18 protein-coding genes are annotated in these 21,119 nt (G+C 74.4%); 10 read left to right on the plus strand and 8 right to left on the minus strand.

Annotated features, from left to right (window positions below; translation table 11 throughout):
- Positions 1–2 precede the first annotated feature (2 nt).
- Positions 3–998: a LacI family DNA-binding transcriptional regulator gene (locus I4I82_RS32370; RefSeq protein WP_218594272.1), complete on the minus strand. Its 996-nt coding sequence runs from the start codon at positions 996–998 to the stop codon at positions 3–5.
- A gap of 359 nt (positions 999–1,357) precedes the next feature.
- Between I4I82_RS32370 and I4I82_RS32375 the strand changes: the two genes are divergently transcribed.
- From I4I82_RS32375 to I4I82_RS32390, 4 genes are read left to right on the plus strand one after another with little or no spacing between them, the layout of a single operon-like run.
- The gene (locus tag I4I82_RS32375) at positions 1,358–2,656 is read left to right on the plus strand and encodes an extracellular solute-binding protein (RefSeq protein ID WP_218596356.1); all 1,299 of its coding nucleotides are present in this window, start codon (positions 1,358–1,360) and stop codon (positions 2,654–2,656) included.
- Positions 2,653–3,621 carry a carbohydrate ABC transporter permease gene (locus I4I82_RS32380; protein WP_226370382.1) on the plus strand — a complete coding sequence of 323 codons (969 nt, stop codon included), beginning with the start codon at positions 2,653–2,655 and terminating at the stop codon, positions 3,619–3,621. The genes I4I82_RS32375 and I4I82_RS32380 overlap by 4 nt, the downstream gene beginning before the upstream one ends.
- Positions 3,622–4,455, plus strand: a complete 834-nt coding sequence (locus tag I4I82_RS32385) for a carbohydrate ABC transporter permease (protein WP_218592262.1) — start codon at positions 3,622–3,624, stop codon at positions 4,453–4,455. It begins immediately after the preceding gene.
- An 8-nt stretch (positions 4,456–4,463) separates the two neighbouring features.
- A complete protein-coding gene (locus I4I82_RS32390; protein ID WP_218592263.1) occupies positions 4,464–5,705 on the plus strand; it encodes an ABC transporter ATP-binding protein in 1,242 nt (413 codons plus the stop codon).
- A 64-nt stretch (positions 5,706–5,769) separates the two neighbouring features.
- On the opposite strand, the gene I4I82_RS32395 is transcribed toward I4I82_RS32390, so the two are convergent.
- The 4 genes from I4I82_RS32395 to I4I82_RS32410 all read right to left on the minus strand — a co-directional run bounded on the left by I4I82_RS32395 (position 5,770) and on the right by I4I82_RS32410 (position 12,002).
- Positions 5,770–6,963, minus strand: coding sequence for a protein kinase family protein (locus I4I82_RS32395; RefSeq protein WP_226370383.1), 1,194 nt, complete (start codon positions 6,961–6,963; stop codon positions 5,770–5,772).
- Positions 6,964–6,973: 10 nt separating this feature from the next.
- Positions 6,974–7,915 (minus strand): DUF389 domain-containing protein, encoded by a 942-nt coding sequence (locus tag I4I82_RS32400; protein WP_218592264.1) that lies wholly within the window; start codon positions 7,913–7,915, stop codon positions 6,974–6,976.
- A 4-nt stretch (positions 7,916–7,919) separates the two neighbouring features.
- The gene (gene aspS, locus I4I82_RS32405; protein ID WP_218592265.1) at positions 7,920–9,710 is read right to left on the minus strand and encodes an aspartate--tRNA ligase; all 1,791 of its coding nucleotides are present in this window, start codon (positions 9,708–9,710) and stop codon (positions 7,920–7,922) included.
- 279 nt (positions 9,711–9,989) lie between these two features.
- Complete coding sequence (locus tag I4I82_RS32410; protein ID WP_218592266.1) at positions 9,990–12,002, minus strand: intein-containing Rv2578c family radical SAM protein; 2,013 nt, start codon at positions 12,000–12,002, stop codon at positions 9,990–9,992.
- Between the two features lie 93 nt (positions 12,003–12,095).
- On the opposite strand from I4I82_RS32410, the gene I4I82_RS32415 reads away from it, so the two are divergent.
- From I4I82_RS32415 to I4I82_RS32425, 3 genes are read left to right on the plus strand one after another with little or no spacing between them, the layout of a single operon-like run.
- A complete protein-coding gene (locus I4I82_RS32415) occupies positions 12,096–12,638 on the plus strand; it encodes a gluconokinase (RefSeq protein ID WP_218592267.1) in 543 nt (180 codons plus the stop codon).
- On the plus strand, positions 12,638–14,047 hold the full coding sequence (locus I4I82_RS32420) for a GntP family permease (protein ID WP_218592268.1): 1,410 nt from the start codon (positions 12,638–12,640) through the stop codon (positions 14,045–14,047). The genes I4I82_RS32415 and I4I82_RS32420 overlap by 1 nt, the downstream gene beginning before the upstream one ends.
- Positions 14,048–14,097: 50 nt before the next feature.
- On the plus strand, positions 14,098–15,450 hold the full coding sequence (locus I4I82_RS32425; protein ID WP_218596357.1) for a YibE/F family protein: 1,353 nt from the start codon (positions 14,098–14,100) through the stop codon (positions 15,448–15,450).
- 12 nt (positions 15,451–15,462) lie between these two features.
- Here I4I82_RS32425 and I4I82_RS32430 read toward each other — a convergent pair whose 3' ends face one another.
- The 3 genes from I4I82_RS32430 to I4I82_RS32440 form a co-directional block, all read right to left on the minus strand.
- Positions 15,463–15,921: a class I SAM-dependent methyltransferase gene (locus I4I82_RS32430; RefSeq protein WP_218600019.1), complete on the minus strand. Its 459-nt coding sequence runs from the start codon at positions 15,919–15,921 to the stop codon at positions 15,463–15,465.
- A gap of 133 nt (positions 15,922–16,054) precedes the next feature.
- Positions 16,055–17,320 carry a histidine--tRNA ligase gene (gene hisS / locus I4I82_RS32435; protein WP_218592458.1) on the minus strand — a complete coding sequence of 422 codons (1,266 nt, stop codon included), beginning with the start codon at positions 17,318–17,320 and terminating at the stop codon, positions 16,055–16,057.
- The gene (locus tag I4I82_RS32440; protein WP_218592457.1) at positions 17,317–18,018 is read right to left on the minus strand and encodes an MBL fold metallo-hydrolase; all 702 of its coding nucleotides are present in this window, start codon (positions 18,016–18,018) and stop codon (positions 17,317–17,319) included. Before I4I82_RS32440 ends, hisS begins: the two co-directional genes overlap by 4 nt.
- Before the next feature lie 67 nt (positions 18,019–18,085).
- Here I4I82_RS32440 and I4I82_RS32445 point away from each other — a divergent pair, with 67 nt between their 5' ends.
- From I4I82_RS32445 to I4I82_RS32455, 3 genes are read left to right on the plus strand one after another with little or no spacing between them, the layout of a single operon-like run.
- Positions 18,086–18,910, plus strand: a complete 825-nt coding sequence (locus I4I82_RS32445; protein WP_218592456.1) for a peptidylprolyl isomerase — start codon at positions 18,086–18,088, stop codon at positions 18,908–18,910.
- Positions 18,911–18,953: 43 nt separating this feature from the next.
- Positions 18,954–20,498: a carboxylesterase/lipase family protein gene (locus tag I4I82_RS32450; protein ID WP_218592455.1), complete on the plus strand. Its 1,545-nt coding sequence runs from the start codon at positions 18,954–18,956 to the stop codon at positions 20,496–20,498.
- Positions 20,499–20,545: 47 nt separating this feature from the next.
- Positions 20,546–21,115, plus strand: coding sequence for a DUF4232 domain-containing protein (locus tag I4I82_RS32455; protein WP_218592454.1), 570 nt, complete (start codon positions 20,546–20,548; stop codon positions 21,113–21,115).
- The last annotated feature ends 4 nt before the right edge of the window (positions 21,116–21,119 follow it).

A 21,119-nucleotide genomic window follows, 5' to 3' on the forward strand; every position in this document is an offset into this window, starting at 1 on the left:
GCTCATGTGGTCCGGCCCGGGGGCGCCGTGCTCCCGCGCACCACGAGCCGCGAGGGCAGCACGACCGTCGGCACGGCCCCGCCCGCCAGCGCCTCGAGCACCATCCGGCCCGCCTCCGCGCCCTGCTCGCGCGCCGGCCGGCACACGGTGGTGAGGTCGGCCGCCTCGGCCAGCGGGTGGTCGCCGAGACCGACCACCGACACGTCGTCGGGCACGCGCAGCCGCGCGCGCCCCAGCGTCCGCACGACCCCGAGCGCGACCTCGTCGCTGGAGGCGACCACCGCCGTCGGCGGCTCGCGCAGCCCGAGCAGGCGCCCCGCGCCCTCGGCCGCCCCCGGCGCGCCGCGCCCGACGCGCACGAGCAGGCCGGCGTCGTGCGCGAGCCCGGCGTCGTGCAGTGCGTCGCGATGGGCGGCCGCGAACGCTTCGAGCACCCCGTCCGGCGGCCCCGCCGCGGCGACCGCGCCGATCCGCCGGTGGCCCAGGTGCAGCAGGTGGTCGACGGCGTGGCGCGCGGCGGCGTGCTCGTCGACCCGGACGCCCGGCTGCCCGCCCCTGCCGGCGGCCGCCACGACCGGCACCGCCATGAGCTCCAGCCGCGCCCGCTCCTGCTCGTCGAGCGCCGTGCCGAGCACCACCAGCGCGTCGACGCGGCGCCGGGCGGGCAGGTCGGCGAAGAACGCGGTGCGCGCCGCGGGATCCCCGACGCCGTAGAGCAGCAGGTCGACCCCGGCCCCGCGGAGCACCGGCTCGAGCCCCTCCAGCGCGGCGCCGCAGGACCACTGGGCGAGGTGCGGCACCACGACGCCGACGCGTCCGCGAGCACCGCCCGCGAGCCGCGACGCCTCCGGCGAGACGACGAAGTTCAGCTCGTCGGCCGCCCGGCGCACGCGCATCCGCGTGGCCGGGGCGACGTGCGGGCGCCCGCCGAGCGCCCGCGACGCGGTGGCCGGGGACACGCCGGCCCTCCGTGCGACGTCGGCCAGAGTGACGCTCATCGCACCATCGTAGGCCTACCGGAAGCGCTTTCATAACGTTTCTGCAGCCTTGACAGGGTACGCCGGGGTCGGTCAGAGTCGAGTCTGGAAGCGCATTCACGGGGAGAGGTGGGTGGTCGATCCGTCCGGACCGTCTGCACCGCTCAAGTGAGCTGCGTCACCCGGGAGGAGTTATACCTCCGTCCCCGGCGCCGCCGCATCCGCTGACCGGTGGTAGTCGCGGACCCGCACACCGCCACGACTCGCCGAACCCGCCCTCCGCGTCCAGGCTGCCCACAGGGTGGTCCGCGGCCGGTCGGTCGGCCCACGCGCCGAGCACCACCTGGAAGATCGACCGTTCGAATCGATGGAGGAGCAGCATGCGTCAACGACGACGGCGGCGCCTGGGCACCGCGGCGGCGGCCGCGCTCGTCCTGTGCGGCCTGGCCGGGTGCGGCACGGGAGACCCCGGCCCACCCACCCTGACCTGGTACACCAACCCCGACTCCGGCGGTCAGGAGGAGATCGCGGCCGCCTGCACCGCCGCAGCGAACGGTGCCTATGACATCAACGTCTCGGTGCTGCCGCGCGAGTCCTCCGAGCAGCGCCAGCAGCTCGTCCGGCGTCTCGCCGCGGGCGACTCCTCCATCGACATCATGAGTCTGGACCCGCCCTACATCCCGGAGTTCGCGCAGGCCGGGTTCCTCGCTCCCGTGCCTGCCGACCTCGCCGCGCGCGCCACCGACGGTGTCGCACAGAGCGCGATCGAGGGTGCCACCTGGGACGGGCAGCTCGTCACGATCCCGTTCTGGGCCAACACGCAGCTGCTCTGGTACAAGAAGTCGGTCGCGCAGGCCGCGGGCCTGGACGTGACCCAGCCCGTCACCTGGGACCAGCTCGTCACCGCCGCGCAGGAGCAGGACACCCAGATCGCCGCGCAGGGCCGCCGCGCCGAGTCGCTGGTCGTGTGGTTCAACGCTCTGATCGAGTCCGCCGGCGGCTCGGTGATCACCGAGACGGCCGACCGCCCCGAGGACGTCCAGCTCGGCCTGGAGTCCCCGCAGGCCCAGCGCGCCACGGCGGTCATGGACGCGGTGGCCAACAGCGGCGCCGTCGGCCCCGCCTTCACCACCGCGGGTGAGGACGAGAGCGTCGCCTCCTTCGAGGCCGGCGACGCCGGATTCATGGTCAACTGGCCGTTCGTCTGGGGCCGGGCGAAGAGCGGTGTCGAGGGCGGCACCCTCGAGCAGTCCGTCGTCGACGACTACGGCTGGTCGGTCTACCCCTCCGTCGATCCGGGCACGCCCAGCGCGCCGCCCTACGGCGGGATCAACCTCGGCGTCGGTGCGTCCAGCCGCTACCCGGACCTGGCCTTCCAGGCCACCGAGTGCATCACCTCCGACGAGAACCAGAAGGCGTACTTCATCTCCGACGGCAACCCGGCGGCCAGCCTCGCGGTGTTCGAGGACCCCGAGGTGATCGCCGAGTTCCCGATGGCCCCGGTCATCGCGCAGTCGCTGCAGCAGGCCAAGCCGCGCCCGCAGACCGCGTACTACAGCGAGGTCTCGGGCAGCCTGCAGCGCGTCTACCACCCGCCCACCGCCGTCGTGCCCGGAACGACCGGTCCCGCGGCCGCCGAACTGATCCGCGCCGTCCTGTCCGGGGAGGAACTCCTGTGACCACGACCGCACCCCCGTCCGTCGGGGCGACAGCCGAGGGCAAGCCGGTCTCGGGGTCGGGAGGCCTCAGCGACCGTGTCCGCGCCGAGCGGCGCCTGGGCTGGATGCTCGCCGGTCCGGCCTTCGCGGTGATGCTGCTGGTCACCGCCTACCCGATCGCCCAGGCCGTCTACGACTCGCTGTTCTCCTACCGGCTCACCGACCCGGGCAACCGCTCGTTCGTCGGTCTGGGCAACTACTGGGTCGTTCTCACCGACGCCCTGTGGTGGCAGTCGTTCGGGGTGACGGTCCTGATCACCGTCATCACCGTGGCCGTGGAGCTGGTGCTGGGCTTCGCGCTCGCACTGGTGATGCTCAAGGCGCTCAAGGGCCTGCGCCCGATCCTGCGGGCGGCGATCCTGCTGCCCTACGCGATCATCACGGTCGTCTCGGCGTTCGCCTGGCAGTTCGCCTTCGACCTGACGTCCGGGTTCGTCAACAGCTGGTTCGCGTGGCTGCCGGGCGTCTCCGCCGACACCGACTGGTTCGGGGGCACCGGCACGTCGCTCCTGGTGATCTGCCTGGCCGAGATCTGGAAGACCACTCCGTTCATCTCGCTGCTGCTGCTCGCGGGTCTGGCCCAGGTGCCCGACGTGCTGCAGGAGGCCGCGCAGGTCGACGGCGCCACGTGGTGGCAGCGGATGCGCAAGGTCACCATCCCGAACATGAAGGCCGCGATCATGGTGGCCCTGCTGTTCCGCACGCTCGACGCGTTCCGCGTGTTCGACAGCGTGTTCATCATGACGGCGGGCGCGAACGGCACCGAGACGGTGTCGTTCCTGGCCTACCGCCAGACGATCGCCCGCCTCGAGATCGGCCTGGGCTCGGCGGTGTCGGTGCTGCTGTTCCTGTCGGTCGTGCTCATCGCGTTCGGGTTCATCAAGGGGTTCAAGGTCGATCTGTCGCAGGCCCGGGGGGAGAAGTAGATGTCCACGCGTGAACGCACCTGGTGGATCGTCGCCGGCATCGGGATCATCCTCTACGCCCTGTTCCCGATCGCCTGGATCGTGTCGCTGTCGTTCAAGTCGGCGGCCGACATCTCGAACGGGCAGTTCCTGCCGACGGTCTTCACCTGGGAGAACTACTCCCTGATCCTCACCGGGGACGCGAGCGAGCTGTTCCTGCCCGCCCTGCTCAACTCCTTCGGCATCTGCCTGATCGCGACGGCCCTGTCGTGCCTGCTCGCGATGTTCGCGGCGTACGCCATCGCCCGGCTCGACTTCCCCGGCAAGAAGATCATCCTGTCCACGGCGCTGGCCGTGGCGATCTTCCCGGTGATCTCGATCGTCACGCCGCTGTTCAACCTGTGGCGCCAGATCGGGCTGTACGACACCTGGCCCGGCCTGATCATCCCCTACCTGTCCCTGACGCTGCCGATCTCGATCTGGACGATGTCGGCGTTCTTCCGGGAGATCCCCTGGGAGATGGAGCAGGCCGCGCAGGTCGACGGCGCCACGACGTGGCAGGCGTTCCGCAAGGTGATCGTGCCGCTGGCCGCACCGGGCGTCTTCACCACGGCGATCATCGCGTTCTTCCTGGCCTGGAACGACTTCGTCTACGGGATCTCGCTGACCTCGACCAGCGCGGCGCGCCCCGTGCCGGCCGCGCTCGGCCTGTTCTCCGGCGCGTCCCAGTTCGAGGACCCGACGGGCGGCATCGCCGCGGCGGCCGTGGTCGTCACGATCCCGGTGATCATCCTCGTCCTGTTCTTCCAACGGCGCATCGTCGCCGGTCTCACCAACGGCGCGGTCAAGGGTTAGGAGAAGTCATGGCTTCGATCGAGATGCGCAACATCGTCAAGAAGTACGGCGACGGCTTCCCGGCCGTCAACGACGTCAGCCTGGACATCGCCGACGGCGAGTTCATGATCCTCGTCGGCCCGTCCGGCTGCGGGAAGTCCACGCTGCTCCGGATGATCGTCGGCCTGGAGGACATCACCAGCGGCGACATGGTCATCGGCGGCACCCGCGTCAACGACAAGGCGCCGCGCGACCGCAACCTGTCGATGGTGTTCCAGAACTACGCGCTCTACCCGCACCTGTCGGTCTACGAGAACATCGCGTTCCCGCTGCGCCTGCAGAACACCCCCGACGACGAGGTGCGCAAGCGCGTCACCGAGGCCGCCGACGTCCTGGAGCTCCACGAGCACCTGGAGCGCAAGCCCGCGAACCTGTCGGGCGGGCAGCGCCAGCGCGTCGCCATGGGCCGGGCGATCGTCCGGTCCGCCGACGCGTTCCTGTTCGACGAGCCGCTGTCCAACCTCGACGCCAAGCTGCGCGGGCAGATGCGCACGGAGATCGCGCGGCTGCAGCGGCGCCTGGGCATCACCACGGTCTACGTCACGCACGACCAGACCGAGGCGATGACACTCGGCGACCGCGTCTGCGTACTGCGCAAGGGCCTCATCCAGCAGGTGGCCTCGCCCCGGGAGCTCTACGAACAGCCCGTCAACCTGTTCGTGGCCGGGTTCATCGGCTCGCCGCCGATGAACTTCCTGCCCGCGACGGTCTCGGGTGCCGCCCTGGACACCCCGTTCGGGCGCATCGAGCTCGACGAGCGGCGCGCGAAGGCCGTCGAGGGCAAGCAGCTGCTGCTCGTCGGGATCCGCCCCGAGTACTTCGAGGACGCCTCGCTGGTCGACGAGGCGAAGCGCCCGCTGGGGTCGGTCTTCACCGCGCGCGTCGACGTCACCGAGTGGCTCGGCGACTCGCAGTACGCCTACGTCCCCTACGACGCGCCCGAGGAGGTCAACCTCAAGCTCAAGGAGCTCTCGCGCGAGCTCGACTCCGACCAGCTGCGGACGCAGGCCATCGTGTCGATCGACGCGACCAGCCGCATGCGGGAGGGCCGCGACGCCGAGTTCTGGCTCGACAGCCGCAAGGTGCACGTGTTCGACCCGGAGACCGGCGACAACCTCACCCGCGACGCCGAGGCCGGTGCGGAGCTGACCCGCATGGCCACCGAGGACCGCGTGGAGCAGGTCGAGCAGGCTCGCCACTCGGAGAACTGACGATCTGAGGACCGACGACGCGGCGGGTGCCTCCGGGCGCCCGCCGCGTCCGCGTTCCCGCCCTCTACGCGACGGAACGGAACGCCGGGTACACCGGCAGCGCCGGCAGGGCGTCGACGTGCCGGTCGTGCAGCACGTCGGCCACCGCGATCCCCAGGTCGGCACTGGCGCGCAGCCCCAGCGCCTGCGCCGACACCGCCATCTCCCGCCAGTAGTGCGCGAGGACGGTGCTGATCCGCGGAGTGCGGGTGGGGTCGGCGCCGAGCGGGCCGTCGCGCTCGATGATGCGCGGCAGCAGCCACCAGGTGCACAGCCACACCCACAGCAGCTGCGCGTCGAGCAGCCGGCGCTCGAGCAGCTCCACGTCGTCGAGGTCGGGCCAGACGCCGGCGATCTCGCTGCGCCAGGCGTCGAGCATCGTCGCGGCCATCCCGTGGGGCAGCGCGAAGCTCGCCTCGCACGCCGGGAACGGCACGCGGAAGTAGGCGGCGTCGAGGACGACGTCGCGGAAGCAGCCCCACTCGAAGTCGACGAACCGCACACCGCGGCTGGTGACGAGGTTGTTGTCCGGGCAGGTGTCGGACGGGCTGAACGCGCGGTAGCGCGTGCCGTCCAGCAGTCGCGCGGTGTCCTGCGCCTGGAGCCGCGCCTCCTCGGGCACGCGGATCCCCAGCTGGTGCTCGAGCAGCTCGGAGAGCCCGGCCAGAGCGGCGCGGGCGTCGTCGGCGACGGGGTCTCGCCAGGCCCGTTCCCCCTGGCGGCGCAGCAGCGCGCCGAAATCGTTCTCCCGGCCCGCGGTGGCCGCCTGCATCCGCCCCAGCGCCCGCGCCCAGCTCAGCAGGCAGCGCTTCGCGTGCGCCGGGTCGGGACCGAACAGGGCGTCGGCGAGGGTGGAGCTGCGCCCGAGGTCCTCCAGCACGAGCAGCCGCGCGGCCGGGTCGTGGGCGATCAGCACCGGGCTGGGCCGGGCCTCGGTGGGCAGCGCGGTGAACAGCTGGCAGCTCGCGACCTCGTGGTGGAACGGGTCGGGCATGCCCGGGTCGGGATCGGCCAGGTAGTGCTTGACGACGAGCGTGCGCGGCAGCGCGAACGGGTTGCGCGACACCCGCGCCCGCGCGACGACCGAGCGGTCGCTGCCGCCGAGGTCCTCGGGGTCGGCCAGCACGACGCTGGCGCCCGCGCGCCGGGTGAGGAGGCGCTCCGCCGCGGCCAGAGCGGCGAGCACCGGCCTGGGGAAAGCACCCAGGTCGCCGTTCACCGGACCGACCCTACCCGGTGGACAGCCTCCGCAGGCCGCGGCGACGCGCGCCGGCCGTGCGGGAGGCGAGCAGCACCGCCACGGCCGCCAGCACGATGCCGACGACGTTGACGACGAGCTGCAGCACCGACTCCCCCGCCTCGACGAACCGCCCCTCGACGAACGCGACCGAGGCGAACGCGGCGGCGGGCACCGTGGTGACCGAGATGAACACCCCGACCAGCGACGCCGACTTGGCCGAGGTGAGCGCCAGCATCCCGGCCGCCCCGGCGAGCAGCGCGACGATGAAGGAGAACCAGCCGACCTGGTAGATGAAGTCGACCTGGTCGAGCGAGTCGAGCGAGGTCGCGTCGAGCAGGCCGACGGCGTCGAACAGCAGCGTGGCCGCGGCAGTGACGACCATGGCCAGCGGGAACCCGACGGCCAGCGCGACGACTCCGCGGCGGACGAGGTCGCGACGGCGCAGGGCGATGCCGACGGCGACCGCGGCCAGCGGCCCGAACTCCGGACCGAGCACCATCGCGCCGACGACCGTGACCGGCGAGTTCGTGATCGCGCCGATCGCGGCGAGCAGGCACGCGACCGTGAGGAAGGTCTGGAAGCTGATCGAGAGCCGGGAGTCCTCCCCCGTGCGCGCCACGACCTCGTCCCAGATCACCGCGTCCTGCGGGTCGCCGGGCACCGCCTCCTCCGCCCGGTCGGCGGCGTCGGACAGCGTCGTGTCGATCGTCTCCAGCGTCACGCCGCCGGCGCGGTCGACGCCGAGCCCGCACAGACCGTCGAGGACGCGGTCGACCGCCTCGCGGGTGACGTCGGCCTCGACGACGTCACCCACGGGCTGCAGCGCCACCCCCGCCAGCACGGTGACGTGCGTGGCGCCGGGCTCGGCGAGCAGCAGGTCGCGCACCCCGGCGGTGACCGCCTCCGGCGAGACGACGCGCAGGTGCTGCACCGACTCAGCGAGCCTCGGTGGGCGTGGGCTTCTTCGGCGGGGCGGCGTCGACGCCGGCCTCCTTGCGCTGCTCCGGGGTGATCGGGGCGGGCGCGGCCGTCAGCGGGTCGTAGCCGCCGCCGGTCTTGGGGAAGGCGATGACCTCGCGGATGGAGTCGACGCCGGCCAGCAGCGCCGTGATCCGGTCCCAGCCGAACGCGATGCCGCCGTGCGGGGGCGGGCCGAAGGCGAAGGCGTCGAGCAGGAATCCGAACTTCTCCTGCGCCTCCTCCTCCCCCAGCCCCATCAGCTCGAACACGCGCTTCTGCACGTCGGCGCGGTGGATCCGGATGGACCCGCCGCCGATCTCGTTGCCGTTGCAGACGATGTCGTAGGCGTAGGCCAGCGCGTTGCCCGGGTCGGTCTCGAACTTGTCGATCCACTCGGTGTTGGGCGAGGTGAACGCGTGGTGCAGCGCGGTCCACTGCCCGCTGCCGACGGCGACGTCGTCGGTCTCGGCGGCGGACTCGAACATCGGGGCGTCGACGATCCAGACGAACGACCACGCCGATTCGTCGAGCTGACCGGTGCGCCGCGCGATCTCGCCGCGGGCCGCGCCGAGCAGCGCCCGGGCGTCCTTCGGGGTGCCGGCGGCGAAGAAGATGCAGTCGCCGGGCTGCGCGCCGACGGCGGCGGCGAGGCCGTCGCGCTCGGTCTCCGACAGGTTCTTGACGACGGGACCGCGCTCGTCGACGGTGCCGTCCTCGCCGATCAGCACGTACGCGAGGCCGCGGGCGCCGCGCTGCTTCGCCCACTCCTGCCAGGCGTCGAGCGCGCGGCGGGCCTGCGAGGCGCCCCCGGGCATCACGACCGCGCCGACGTAGGGGTTCTGGAACACGCGGAACTGCGTGTCGGCGAAGTACTCCGTCATGTCGGTGAGCTCGATGGAGAAGCGCAGGTCGGGTTTGTCGGAGCCGTAGCGGCTCATCGCCTCGGCGTAGGTCATCCGCCGGATCGGGCGCGGGATCTCGTGGCCGATCAGCTCCCACAGCGCGACGAGGATCGCCTCGGCGAGCTCGATGACGTCGTCCTGCTCGACGAAGCTCATCTCGATGTCGAGCTGGGTGAACTCCGGCTGCCGGTCGGCGCGGAAGTCCTCGTCCCGGTAGCAGCGCGCGATCTGGTAGTACCGCTCCAGCCCGCCGACCATGAGCAGCTGCTTGAACAGCTGCGGGCTCTGCGGCAGGGCGTACCAGCTGCCGGGGCGCAGGCGGGCGGGGACCAGGAAGTCGCGGGCGCCCTCGGGCGTCGACCGCGTCAGGGTCGGGGTCTCGACCTCCACGAAGTCGCGCGCGTCGAGCACCTTCCGGGCGGCCTTGTTGACGGCGCTGCGCAGGCGCATGGCCGACGCCGGCCCGCCGCGGCGCAGGTCGAGGTAGCGGTACTTGAGCCGCACCTCCTCACCCACCTCGGAGTGCTCGTCGACCGGGAACGGCAGCGGCGCCGACTCCGACAGCACGGTGAACGACGTGACCGTCACCTCGACCGCACCCGTGGGCAGGTCGGGGTTCTCGTTGCCCTCGGGCCGGGCGACGACCTCACCGGTGAGCTGCAGGCAGAACTCCGAACGCAGGCGGTGCGCCCGCTCGGCCATCTCCCCCTCGCGGAACACGACCTGCGCCGACCCGGAGGCGTCGCGGAGGTCGACGAAGATCACTCCGCCGTGGTCGCGGCGGCGCGCCACCCACCCGGCGAGGGTCACGGACTGTCCGGCGTGCTCGGCACGCAACGTGCCGGCGGGGTGGGATCGCATCACGCGACGAGGCTATCCGGCAGGCCCCGGTGCCCGGCCAGCAGGTTTCCCTACCCCGGTGCAGGGACCGGGTGCGGCCGACCCCCGGGCTCATGATCGATCGCGTTCCGCGGAACGCGGTGCGGTGGTTCGCGTTCCGCAGAGCGCGTGCGGTCGTGCGTGGTTCGCGTTCCACGGTGCAGCGTGCGCTCTAGCTCCCGCGCACGCTTCCTGCTCCCGCGCCCCCCCGGGGCCGTGCGGGAACCTGTTCGGCGCGCGGGAACCTGAATCGCGCGCGGGACGTCAGAGCAGGGTGAGCTGTTCGGGCACCTGGACGGCCGCGCGGGCCAGGTCGTCCGCGCCCCGCACCACCCCCACCTCCGACGCCAGGCCGTGGCGGCGGAGCAGGGGGCCGACGCGGGCGGAGAGGGCGCGGCGGTACTCCGCGTCGACGTAGGAGCCGCGGCGGTAGAGGCGGGCGTAGCGCTCGACCAGGCCGGGGTGCTCGCGGGCGAGCCAGGCCTGGAACCACTCGCGCGCGCCGGGCCGCAGGTGCAGGGCCATGACGCTCGCGCCGGTGGCGCCGGCCGCGCTGATGCGGGCGAGCAGTGCGTCGAGCGCCTCCTCGGAGTCGGTGAGCAGCGGCAGCACCGGCGCCACCATGACGCCGCAGCTCAGCCCGGCGTCGGCGATGCGGCGGACCAGCTCGAGCCGGGCCTCCGGCGACGGCGTGCCGGGTTCGAGGGCGGGCTGTAGCGGGCGGTCGAGCAGGGCGATCGACACGCCGAGCCCGACCGGGACGTCGCGGGCGGCCGCGGCCAGCCGGGGCAGGTCGCGCGTGAGGACCGTGCCCTTCGTGAGGATCGAGAACGGGGTGCCGGAGCGGGTCAGGGCGTCGATCACGCCGGGCATGAGCCGGTAGCGGCCCTCCGCGCGCTGGTAGGGGTCGGTGTTGGTGCCCATCGCGACCGGCTCGCACTCCCACCGCGGCCGCCGCAGCTCGCGGTCGAGCACGCGCGCGACGTTGACCTTCACGACGATCTGGCTGTCGAAGTCGGCCCCGGTGTCGAGGTCGAGGTAGGAGTGGGTGCCACGGGCGAAGCAGTTGTGGCTGACGACGCCCTCGGCCACGAAGTCGCCGGTGCCGGTGGTGATGTCGTACATCGCCTCGACCCGGCCCGTCGGCTCGACGGCGACGACCTCGGCCGCCACCTCGACCGGCGCACCCGACAGGTCGCGGCGGCGGCCCACCGCGGGCCCCGCGACCTGCAGGAAGCGCACGAACGCCGTCGGCCCCCCGGTGAGCCGGACGACCCGCTCACCGCGCTCGGTGCCCTCCATCGCGAAGCCGAACCCGAGCCGGTGCAGCGCCCCGGCGACCCGCCCGACGACCTCCTCGTCGGACTGGCGGACCCGCAGCTCGCCGTGGGAGACCGCGCCCCGCGCGTCGACGACGCCGGCCAGGAACCCGGCGCACCAGTCGTCGCCCGGGTGCTCGGGCCAGCGCACGACCTCGGCGACCGGCGCGATCCCGGCCCGCGGCGCGGGCGGAGCGATGCGGCCGTCGACCACTCTCCCGACGGCGGCCAGCACCGGCGCCTCCCGCGCCACCTCGGCGAGGTGGTGGTGGGCGCGCCCGAGCGCCTCGAGCTCCAGGTGCGCCGAGGGGAAGCACCGGTCGGGCTCGGCGGGCGTGGGGCCGTCGGCGCGGACCAGCCCGGACAGGTATCCGCGCCGGTAGCCCGGCGTGGGGGACGCCTGCCGCGCCGCGAACGCGCCCGGCCCCAGCAGCGCGCTGCCTGGGCGCAGCCGCGGGCGGCGCCCCGACCGGCACCAACCGCCGGTGACATGGCGCCACCCGGAGTCGGTGAGGAAGCGGTGCTCACCGCTCGCAACGATCTCGGTGCCGCCCGACAGGCGCAGCCGGACCGCGGGCTTGGCAGTGGACCAGTGCGCGTGGACGGTGGTGCGCACGTAGCGGCGGCCCCCGCCGACCCGCTCGGTGCCGACCACCGCGTCGCCGACGCGCAGCTCCGCGATCGGGCGCGTGGACCCGTCGGCCATGAGCACGCGGGTGGGACCGGCCAGGCAGTAGACGCAGGCGTGCGAGCAGCCGCGGTAGGGGTTGACCGTCCACCGGAACGGCACCGGCGACGTGCCCGGCACGCGGTTGAGCGCCGAGCGCGCCTCCACCTCGTGGAACACCGCACCCGCGAACTCCGGCGTGCGGACCGAGCGCAGCAACCCGCGCAACCCGGGCAGCGCCGCCTCCGCACCGACCCCGTCGTCCTGGACCTGCTGCCCGCTCCACCGCATGGGGACAGTCGAACACACGTTCGAACGGTTCGGCAAGTACCTTCCGGCGCGTCCCGTCCGGCGCCTGTCGGTGCCGTACGCCACTCTGCACCCATGGACCGACGAACACTGGTGGTGATGGGCGTCTCGGGCGTCGGGAAGACGTCGGTGGCGCAGGAGCTGGTGGCGCGCACGGGGTGGGTGTTCGCCGAGGGCGACGACCTGCACCCGGAGGCGAACCGGCAGAAGATGGCGGCGGGGCACCCCCTCGACGACGACGACCGGTGGCCGTGGCTGCGCCGGATCGCCGACTGGATCGGCGAGCAGGAGCAGGCGGACCGCGGCGCCGTCATCACCTGCTCGGCGCTCAAGCGCAGCTACCGCGACCTGCTGCGCGACGGCCACCCCTCGGTGTACTTCGTGCACCTGCTCGCCCCGCCCGAGCTCATCGAGCAGCGGATCACGGCGCGCCGCGGGCACTACATGCCGCCCTCGCTCCTGAGCAGCCAGCTCGCCACGCTCGAGCCGCTGCAGCCCGACGAGCCGGGCGTCGGCGTCGAGACCACGGGCCGGCCCTCCGAGGTGGCCGGTCGCGCCATGGACGCGCTGGCCGCGCTGGACGCACCGGTCGCGGTGAGCACGGAGGAGGAGCACTGATGGAGGACTTCGTCCCGGTGCACGGCACCGGCGTCCTGCTGCTGATCGCGGTGGCGGCGGTCGCGCTGCTGCTCGTCCTGATCATGGCGCTGCGGCTGCACGCCTTCGTCGCCCTGATCCTGGTCAGCCTGCTGACCGCGCTCGTCGCGGGGATCCCGGTCGACGAGGCCGTCCCGGCGCTGCTCGACGGGTTCGGCACCACGTTGGCCAGCGTCGCGCTCCTCGTCGGGCTGGGCGCGATGATCGGCAAGCTGCTGGAGGTCACCGGCGGTGCGCAGACGCTCGCCGACACCCTCGTCGCCCGGTTCGGCGAGCACCGGGCACCGCTCGCCCTGGGCGTCGCGTCGCTGCTGTTCGGCTTCCCGATCTTCTTCGACGCCGGCTTCGTCGTGTTCCTGCCGCTCATCTTCAGCGTCGCGCGCCGGTTCGGGGGCTCCGTCCTCACCTACGCGCTGCCCTCGGCCGGGGCGTTCGCCGTCATGCACGCGTTCGTCCCACCGCACCCCGGGCCCGTCGGCGCCGCCGGCATCCTGGGCGCCGACATCGGCCTGGTGCTCGTGGTCGGGCTGGTCATCGGCCTGCCCACCTGGTACGTCGCGTCCTACCTGTTCGGGGTGTGGAGCGGCCGCCGGTTCGACGTGCCGGTGCCCGACGTCCTCGCGGGCGGTGAGGAGAGCGGCTCGGGCGGCGCGCGGACCGACGTCCGGTCCGAGACCCGCACCGCACCGCCGCGGTTCAGCACCGTCCTGCTGCTCCTGCTGCTCCCGCTCGTCCTCATCCTGCTCAACACCGGGTTGAACACGCTCGCGACCGCGGGCGTCGTCGACGGCGACACCACGACCGTCGGTGCGCTGCGGCTCCTCGGGCAGACCCCGGTCGCCCTGCTGATCACGGTGCTGGTCGCGCTGTTCGTGCTGAGCCGGGAGCGCTTCACCCGCGCCGAGGCCGAGGGCATCGTCAACTCCTCGCTCGGCCCGGTCTGCGCGATCATCCTCATCACCGGTGCGGGTGGCGCGTTCGGCGGGATCCTGCGCACCAGCGGCATCGGCGACGCGCTCGCCGAGAGCCTGGGCGCGATCGGCCTGCCGGTCATCGTCGCGGCGTTCGTGATCGCCACCGCGCTGCGCGTGGCGCAGGGTTCGGCGACCGTGGCCCTGACGACGACCGCGGGCCTCATCGCGCCCGTCGTGGCCGCCGAGGGGCTCTCCCGGATCGACGTGGCGCTCGTCGTCATCGCGATCGCGGGCGGCTCGACGGTGCTGTCGCACGTCAACGACTCCGGGTTCTGGCTGGTCGGGCGCTTCCTCAACATGGACGTACGCACGACGCTGCAGACCTGGACGGTCATGGAGACCCTGATCGGTGTGGTCGGGTTCGCCCTGGCGTTCGTCGCGAGCCTGATCCTGTAGGCGCCACGGCCCCGTGGTCCCGGAGCGCGCGTCGCGGGGAGGATGGGCCCGTGCGCGGACCCGAGGAGCCCGAACCCGACGCCCCCACCGGGCCGATCCGGGTCGGGGCCGGCCCGTCCTCCCCCGGCGGACGCCGCCGTCGGCCCGTCGCGGATCCCGCGGCGGAGCCGGCGCCCCCGGCGCCGGGCGGGCGGCGCCGGCGCCGGGCGGCACCCGCCCCCGCCGGGGGGCACGGTCACGGCCACGGGCACGGCCCCGCCGCCCCCGCCGGGCGCCGCGTCCGGATCCTCATCGCCGCCCTGCTCGTCCCCTGCGCCCTGGCCACCCTGGTCGGGGTGGTGCTGCTCTGGCCGGGCTCCGCGCCCGTGCCCGCGGCGGCCGCCGCGCAGCAGCCCGTGCAGGGCGAGATCACCGCAGCGCAGACCACCGACTGCTCCCCCGGCAGCGGCGAGGGCGGGTGCGTCGGGCTCGTGATCCGGATGGCCGACGGGCCGCTGCCGGGCCGTGACCTCGTGCAGGTCGTGCCCGTCGAGCCCAGCACCCCGACCTTCGGCGTCGGCGACGACATCGTGCTCGGCTACTCCGGCGGCGACCCGACCGACCCCGGGTCCTACCAGGTCGTCGACTTCCAGCGCGGCGGCGCGCTCGTGTGGCTCACCGTCCTGTTCGCGGCCGCGGTCCTGGTGCTCGGGCGCTGGCGCGGCCTCGCCGCCCTCGGCGCGCTGGTCCTGAGCTTCGTCGTGCTCCTCGCGTTCGTGCTGCCCGCGATCCTCGACGGGCGCGACCCGCTCGCCGTCGCCGTCGTCGGCTCCTGCCTGATCATGTTCGCGGTCCTCTACCTCACCCACGGCCCGTCGGCCCGCACCTCCGTGGCCGTGCTCGGCACGCTCGCCTCGCTCGCGCTGATCGGCGTGCTCGGCGCGCTGTTCTCCGCGACCGCGCGGCTCACCGGGCTCGACGACCAGACGGCCACGCTCATCGCCTCGCTCGGCTCCGGCGTCGACGCCCGCGGGCTGCTGCTCGCCGGGGTCGTCATCGGCGCGCTCGGCGTGCTCGACGACGTCACCGTCACCCAGACCAGCGCCGTCTGGGAGCTCCGGCGGGCCGATCCGGACATGGCCGCGCCCGCGCTGTTCACCGCGGCGATGCGGATCGGGCGCGACCACGTGGCCTCGGCGGTCAACACGCTCGTCCTGGCCTACGCGGGCGCCTCGCTGCCGCTGCTGCTGTTGTTCTCGCTGTCCGGGCAGGGCCTCGGCGACGTCGCCACGTCGCAGGCGGTGGCCACCGAGATCGTGCGGACTCTCGTCGGCAGCATCGGCCTCGTCGCGTCGGTGCCGATCACGACCGCGCTGGCGGCGGTGGTGGCGAGCCGGGAGAGCCCGGACGCGCTGAGAGTCTGAGGGTTCGAGGGTCTAGGGGGCGAGCGCCACCAGCGACGCCTCCCCGTTCCCCTCCTCCGACGCGAGCACCCGTAGGTGCCCGAACGCCGCCTCCAGCTCCCCGGGCACGGCGCGGAACGACCCGCCCGAGTCGCCCACCTCCGACAACACCGTGACCACGAGCAGGCCACCGGGCGCGAGGACGTCGACCAGGGCCGGGTAGAGCGCCGGGTCGCGGTAGCGCTGGCAGACCACGACGTCGTAGGGGCCGGTGACCGGCAGTCCGAGCGTGAGGTCGTGCGCGATCCAGCTGACGCCCGGGGCGAGCGTCGCGCCCGCCGCGAGCCCGACCGGCGACACGTCCACCGCGTCGACGGCGAACCCGCGGCCCGCGAGCCACGCCGCCACCGCGCCCCGGCCGCAGGCGACGTCGAGCGCGCGCCCGCCGTCGGGCAGCAGGTGCTCGCGCCCCCGCAGCGCCCCCGGCGGCACCGGCGTGCCCGGACCCGCGACGGCGTGGCGGGCGTCCCAGCGGTCGGCTTCGGAGGAGGAACCCGCAGCCCCGGAGGAACCCCCAGCCCCGGAGGAACCCGCAGCCCCGGAGGATCCCGCGGCGGAGGACGGCTCACCCACCGAGCAGCGACACGATCTCGTCGACGACGGAGCCGAGCGCCACCGGCCGCTGCTCCCCCGACAGCAGGTCCTTGACGCCGACGGTGCCGGCCTCGAGGTCGCGGTCGCCGAGCACGAGCGCGTAGCGCGCGCCGGAGCGGTCGGCGGACTTCATCGCGCCCTTGAGCCCGCGCCCGCCGTAGGAGACGTCGACGCGGACCCCGGCCCGGCGCAGCGCCCCGGCCAGCACGACGAGCCGGCTCTTCGCGGCGTCGCCCAGCGGCACCCCGAACACCTCGACGCGAGCCTGCGACCAGGGCGAGACGCCCTCGGCGCGGCAGGCGAGCAGCGTCCGGTCGACGCCGATCCCGAAGCCGACGCCCGACAGCGGCTGCCCCCCGAGCGTCGCCATCAGCCCGTCGTAGCGCCCGCCGCCGCCGATGCCCGACTGCGCGCCCAGCCCGTCGTGGACGAACTCGAACGTGGTCTTCGTGTAGTAGTCGAGCCCGCGCACCATCCGCGGGTTCTCCACGTAGGCCACGCCGAGGTCGTCGAGGTGCGCCTTGACCGCGTCGTGGTGATCCTTCGCGGCCGCCGAGAGGTGGTGCAGCAGCAGCGGCGCGTCGGCCGTGAGCGTGCGGACCTCGGGCCGCTTGTCGTCGAGCACGCGCAGCGGGTTGACCCGGGCGCGCTCGCGGGTGGCCTCGTCGAGGTCGAGCCGGGACAGGAAGTCGGTGAGCAGCGCGCGGTAGGCGGGGCGGCTCTCCTCGTCGCCCAGCGAGGTGAGCTCGAGACGATACGCGCGCAGGCCCAGCGCCCGGAACCCCTCGTCGGCGACGGCGATGACCTCGGCGTCCAGCGCCGGGTCGTCGATGCCGATCGCCTCGATCCCGACCTGCTGCAGCTGCCGGTAGCGCCCCGCCTGCGGGCGCTCGTAGCGGAAGAACGGGCCCGCGTAGTAGAGCTTGACCGGCAGACCGGCGCGGTCGAGGCCGTGCTCGATCACCGAGCGTACGACGCCCGCGGTGCCCTCGGGACGCAGCGTCACCGAGCGCTCGCCGCGGTCGGCGAAGGTGTACATCTCCTTGCTGACGACGTCGGTCGACTCGCCGACGCCCCGGGCGTAGAGCCCGGTGTCCTCGAAGACCGGCAGCTCCAGCAACCCGTAGCCGGCCCGCCCGGCGGCCGCGACGAGCGTGTCGCGCACGTGCGCGAACGCGGCCGAGTCGGGCGGGGTGTACTCGGGGATCCCCTTGGGCGCGGCGAACGGCGTGCTCACAGCCCGCGCCCCGGCGCCGGCGTGTCGAGGCCCTGCAGGAACGGGTTGGACGCCCGCTCCCGGCCGATGGTCGTGGTGGCGCCGTGCCCGGGCAGGACCAGCGCCTCGTCGGAGCGGGTGAGCAGCTTGTCGCGCAGGCTGACCAGCATCTGCTGGTGGTCGCCCCCGGGCAGGTCGGTGCGCCCGATCGAGCCGGCGAACAGCGTGTCACCGGCGATGATCACCTCGGCGCCCGCGCCGTCGTCGGCGGCCGAGGTCGGCGTGAAGATCACGGACCCGCGCGTGTGGCCCGGGGTGTGGTCGACGCGCAGCGTGAGCCCGGCGAGGTCGAGCGTCGCGCCGTCGGCCATCTCCTCGACCGACCGCGGCTCGCGCATCTCCAGGCGCCCGCCGAAGAACGCGGCCGACTCCCGGGACAGCCCCTTCATCGGGTCGGCGAGCATCTCGCGGTCCTCGGGGTGGATCCACGCGGCGATGTCGTGGCCGTCGCACACCGGGGTGACGCTGAACGTGTGGTCGAAGTGCCCGTGGGTGAGCAGCACGGCGACCGGGGTCAGCCGGTGCTCGGCCAGCAGCGCGTCGAGCTGTTCGACGGCGTCCTGGCCGGGGTCGACGACGACGCACGCCTCCCCCGGACCGGGGGCCACGACGTAGCAGTTGGTCTGGAACGAACCTGCGGGGAATCCGGCGACGAGCACCCGACCAGCGTAGAGGCCGGTGCCGATCGCTATCGTGTCGGCCGATCGGCGGACACGGAGGAGCACGGTGGCGACCAACCAGATGCGGCGCGAGGCGGCCAAGCGCAAGCTCGAGCGCCAGCAGGAACGGCGGGCCCAGCAGGCGCAGCGCCGCAGGCGGGTCGCGGTGATCACCTCGGTGGCCGTCGTGGTCGTGGTCCTCGTCGGGCTCGTGCTGCTCACGACGCTCACCGGCGGCGGGGGCGACGACACCGCCGCCGCGCCGAGCACCGACCCCGCCGCCCCGGCCGAGATCGTGCCGCTCCCGGTGCGCTCCACGCCGCTGCCGAACCCCACCGACTGCGCCTACGTCGCGGGCGGCGAGGCCGCGAAGCCCGCCACGCCCCCGCCCGCCACCGGCGTGTCCGCCGAGGGCACCGTGGGCGTCACGCTGGCGACGAGCGCGGGCACCGTGCCCCTGACGCTCGACCGCGCGCTGGCGCCGTGCACCGTCAACAGCTTCGTCAGCCTGGCGCAGCAGGGCTACTACGACGGCACGCCGTGCCACCGCCTCACCACCGCCCCGGGCCTGCAGGTCCTGCAGTGCGGCGACCCGACCGGCACCGGCACCGGCGGCCCCGGCTACACCATCCCCGACGAGGTCTTCCCCGAGCTGACCTACGGCCGCGGCATCCTCGCGATGGCCAAGACGGCGGCTCCCGACAGCGGCGGCAGCCAGTTCTTCATGGTCTTCGGCGACGCCGGGCTGCCGCCGGAGTACACGGCGTTCGGCTCGATCGCGCCCGAGGGCCTCGCCGTCATCGACGGGGTCGCCGCGGCCGGTGCGACGCCCGAGGGCGACGGGGAGCCCAACACCCCCGTCACGATCGACTCGGCCGTCGTCGCCGGCTGACCACCGGCGGCGGTCACCGACCGTGCTCGGGCACGATCGGTGCGTGCTCCCCCGCCCGGTCGTGTGCGCGCTGCTCGCGCTGGCCGTGCTCGCGCTGGCCGCGTGCGGCGGGCCCGCCCCGCTCGACGGGACCGTGCGCGTCGAGCAGGGCGAGCTCCGCGGCCTGCTCGACGGCGACGTCCTGCGCTTCGGCGACGTCCCCTACGCCGCCCCGACGCCGCGCTGGGTGCCGCCGCGCCCGCCGGAGCCGTGGACCGGCGTCCGCGACGCCACCGGCCCGGGCTCGCGCTGCCCGCAGACCGCCGCGGCGCCCGGCGTCCCGCACGCCACCGCGGCGAGCACCGACGAGGACTGCCTGACCCTCGACGTCACCGTCCCCGCCGGCACCACCACCGACGCCCGCCTGCCCGTGCTGGTGTGGCTGCACGGCGGCGGGTTCTCCGCGGGAGCGGGCGCCGACTACGACCCGCGCCGGCTCGCGCGCGCCGGGCTCGTCGTCGTCACCGTCAACTACCGCTTGGGCCCGCTGGGCTTCCTCGCCCTGCCGGAGCTGTCCGGGTCGGGCGCGTTCGGCATCCAGGACCAGCAGGCCGCGCTGGTCTGGGTGGCGCGCAACGCCGCCGCGTTCGGCGGCCACCCGGAGCTGGTCACGCTGGCCGGGGAGTCGGCGGGGGCCGACGGCGTGTGCGCGCAGCTCGCCTCCCCCGCCGCGGGCGGGCTGTTCGCGCGGGCGGTGATGCAGAGCGGCGGCTGCGGCGCCGCCAACGTCGTCGACGTCATCGGGCCCGGCACCGGCCCGGTGGGCGACACGTGGAAGGCGCTGCCCGTCGCCGAGGACATGGGCGAGACGACGGCCGACGCCCTGGGCTGCGACGACGGCGACGACCGGCTCGCCTGCCTGCGCGCGCTGCCCGTCGAGCGGCTCGTCGGCGCGCCCGGCTACTGGAGCCCGGCGGTCGGCACGCCCACGCTGCCGCGCCGCCCGTCGGACGTGCTGGCGCAGGCGCCGCCGGTGCCGGTGCTCGCGGGCACCGTGCGCGACGAGGGCATCCTGTTCACGAACGCCTTCCTCCCGACGCTCGACCCGTCGACGTTCCGGACGCTGTTGGCCCGGGCCGCGGGCGACCGGGCCCGCGAGGCCGGCCGCGCCTACGCCCCCGGCGACCGCAGCCCGTCGCGCGCCTGGGCCGACGTCGTCACCGACCGGGCCTACGCCTGCCCCGCGCTCACCACCTACGACCGCCTCGCCGGCCGGGGGCCAGTGTTCGTCTACGAGTTCGCCGACACCCGCGCGCCCTCGCCGTTCGCCGCGCCCGCCCCCGACCTCGCCGACGGCGTGGTCCACGGCGCCGAGGTCCCCTACCTGTTCGACCTGCGGCCCGGTCCCCCGCTGACCGCCGCGCAGCAGGGCACCGCCACCGACCTCGTGGCGGCGTGGGCGCGGTTCGCCCGCACCGGCGACCCCGGATGGCCGACCTGGGGCGACGGCGGCCCGGTCCGGACGATCACCGCGGGCGCGGCGGCCGACGTCCCGGCCGCGGAGTTCGCGGCGGCCCACCACTGCGGGCTGTGGGCCGACCAGACCTGAGGACCTGCCCCGATCGTGGCCGGTGACCGGCCCACTAGCCTGCCCCGATGATCGTCGGACGGCACCTCGCGCTCGTCCCGGTCCTGCTCGCGGCGCTGGTGGCCTGCGGCGGCACGGCCACCACCCCGACGGCACCACCCCCCGCGACGACGACGGTCGCCCCGACGACGACCTCTGCCCCCGCGACGGCGCAGCCCGCCCCGGCGCGTTGCGTCGCCGGCGACCTGGAGCTCTCCCTCGGGGCGCCCACCGGCGAGGGCCAGCGCACGGTGCAGGTCGTCTACACCAACGTCTCCGACCGCCCCTGCGAGGCGCGCGGGGTGCCCGGCCTCGACCTGCGCGGCCCCGACGACCCCGTCTACGGCCCGTCGTACTCGGTGTTCCGCCAGGGCGCCGACCAGGAGCACGCGGCAGTGACCGTGGCGCCGGGCTCGACGGTGTCGGCGCCGCTGACCTACCTCACCGACCCCGCCGGCTGGCTGCCCGCCGAGCTCGTCACCACCCCGCCCGGCGACACCGCGCAGCTCACCGTGCCGTGGAACGGCGAACCGGTGCTCCGCCAGGACGGCGCCACCCGCCCCGGCACCTACATCGGCCCGCTGGCCGCCGCCGCGTAGTGCC

Source organism: Pseudonocardia oceani (assembly GCF_019263585.2).
Classification (GTDB): domain Bacteria; phylum Actinomycetota; class Actinomycetes; order Mycobacteriales; family Pseudonocardiaceae; genus Pseudonocardia; species Pseudonocardia oceani.

What these genes read in the sequence shown, in the direction of transcription:
- I4I82_RS32390 (WP_218592263.1), top strand. Translation starts at nt 4,464, where the DNA reads ATGGCTTCGATCGAGATGCGCAACATCGTCAAGAAGTACGGCGACGGC.
- I4I82_RS32455 (WP_218592454.1), top strand. Translation starts at nt 20,546, where the DNA reads ATGATCGTCGGACGGCACCTCGCGCTCGTCCCGGTCCTGCTCGCGGCG.
- I4I82_RS32375 (WP_218596356.1), top strand. Translation starts at nt 1,358, where the DNA reads ATGCGTCAACGACGACGGCGGCGCCTGGGCACCGCGGCGGCGGCCGCG.
- I4I82_RS32410 (WP_218592266.1), bottom strand. Translation starts at nt 12,002, where the DNA reads ATGCGGTGGAGCGGGCAGCAGGTCCAGGACGACGGGGTCGGTGCGGAG.
- I4I82_RS32415 (WP_218592267.1), top strand. Translation starts at nt 12,096, where the DNA reads ATGGACCGACGAACACTGGTGGTGATGGGCGTCTCGGGCGTCGGGAAG.
- I4I82_RS32370 (WP_218594272.1), bottom strand. Translation starts at nt 998, where the DNA reads ATGAGCGTCACTCTGGCCGACGTCGCACGGAGGGCCGGCGTGTCCCCG.
- I4I82_RS32385 (WP_218592262.1), top strand. Translation starts at nt 3,622, where the DNA reads ATGTCCACGCGTGAACGCACCTGGTGGATCGTCGCCGGCATCGGGATC.
- I4I82_RS32420 (WP_218592268.1), top strand. Translation starts at nt 12,638, where the DNA reads ATGGAGGACTTCGTCCCGGTGCACGGCACCGGCGTCCTGCTGCTGATC.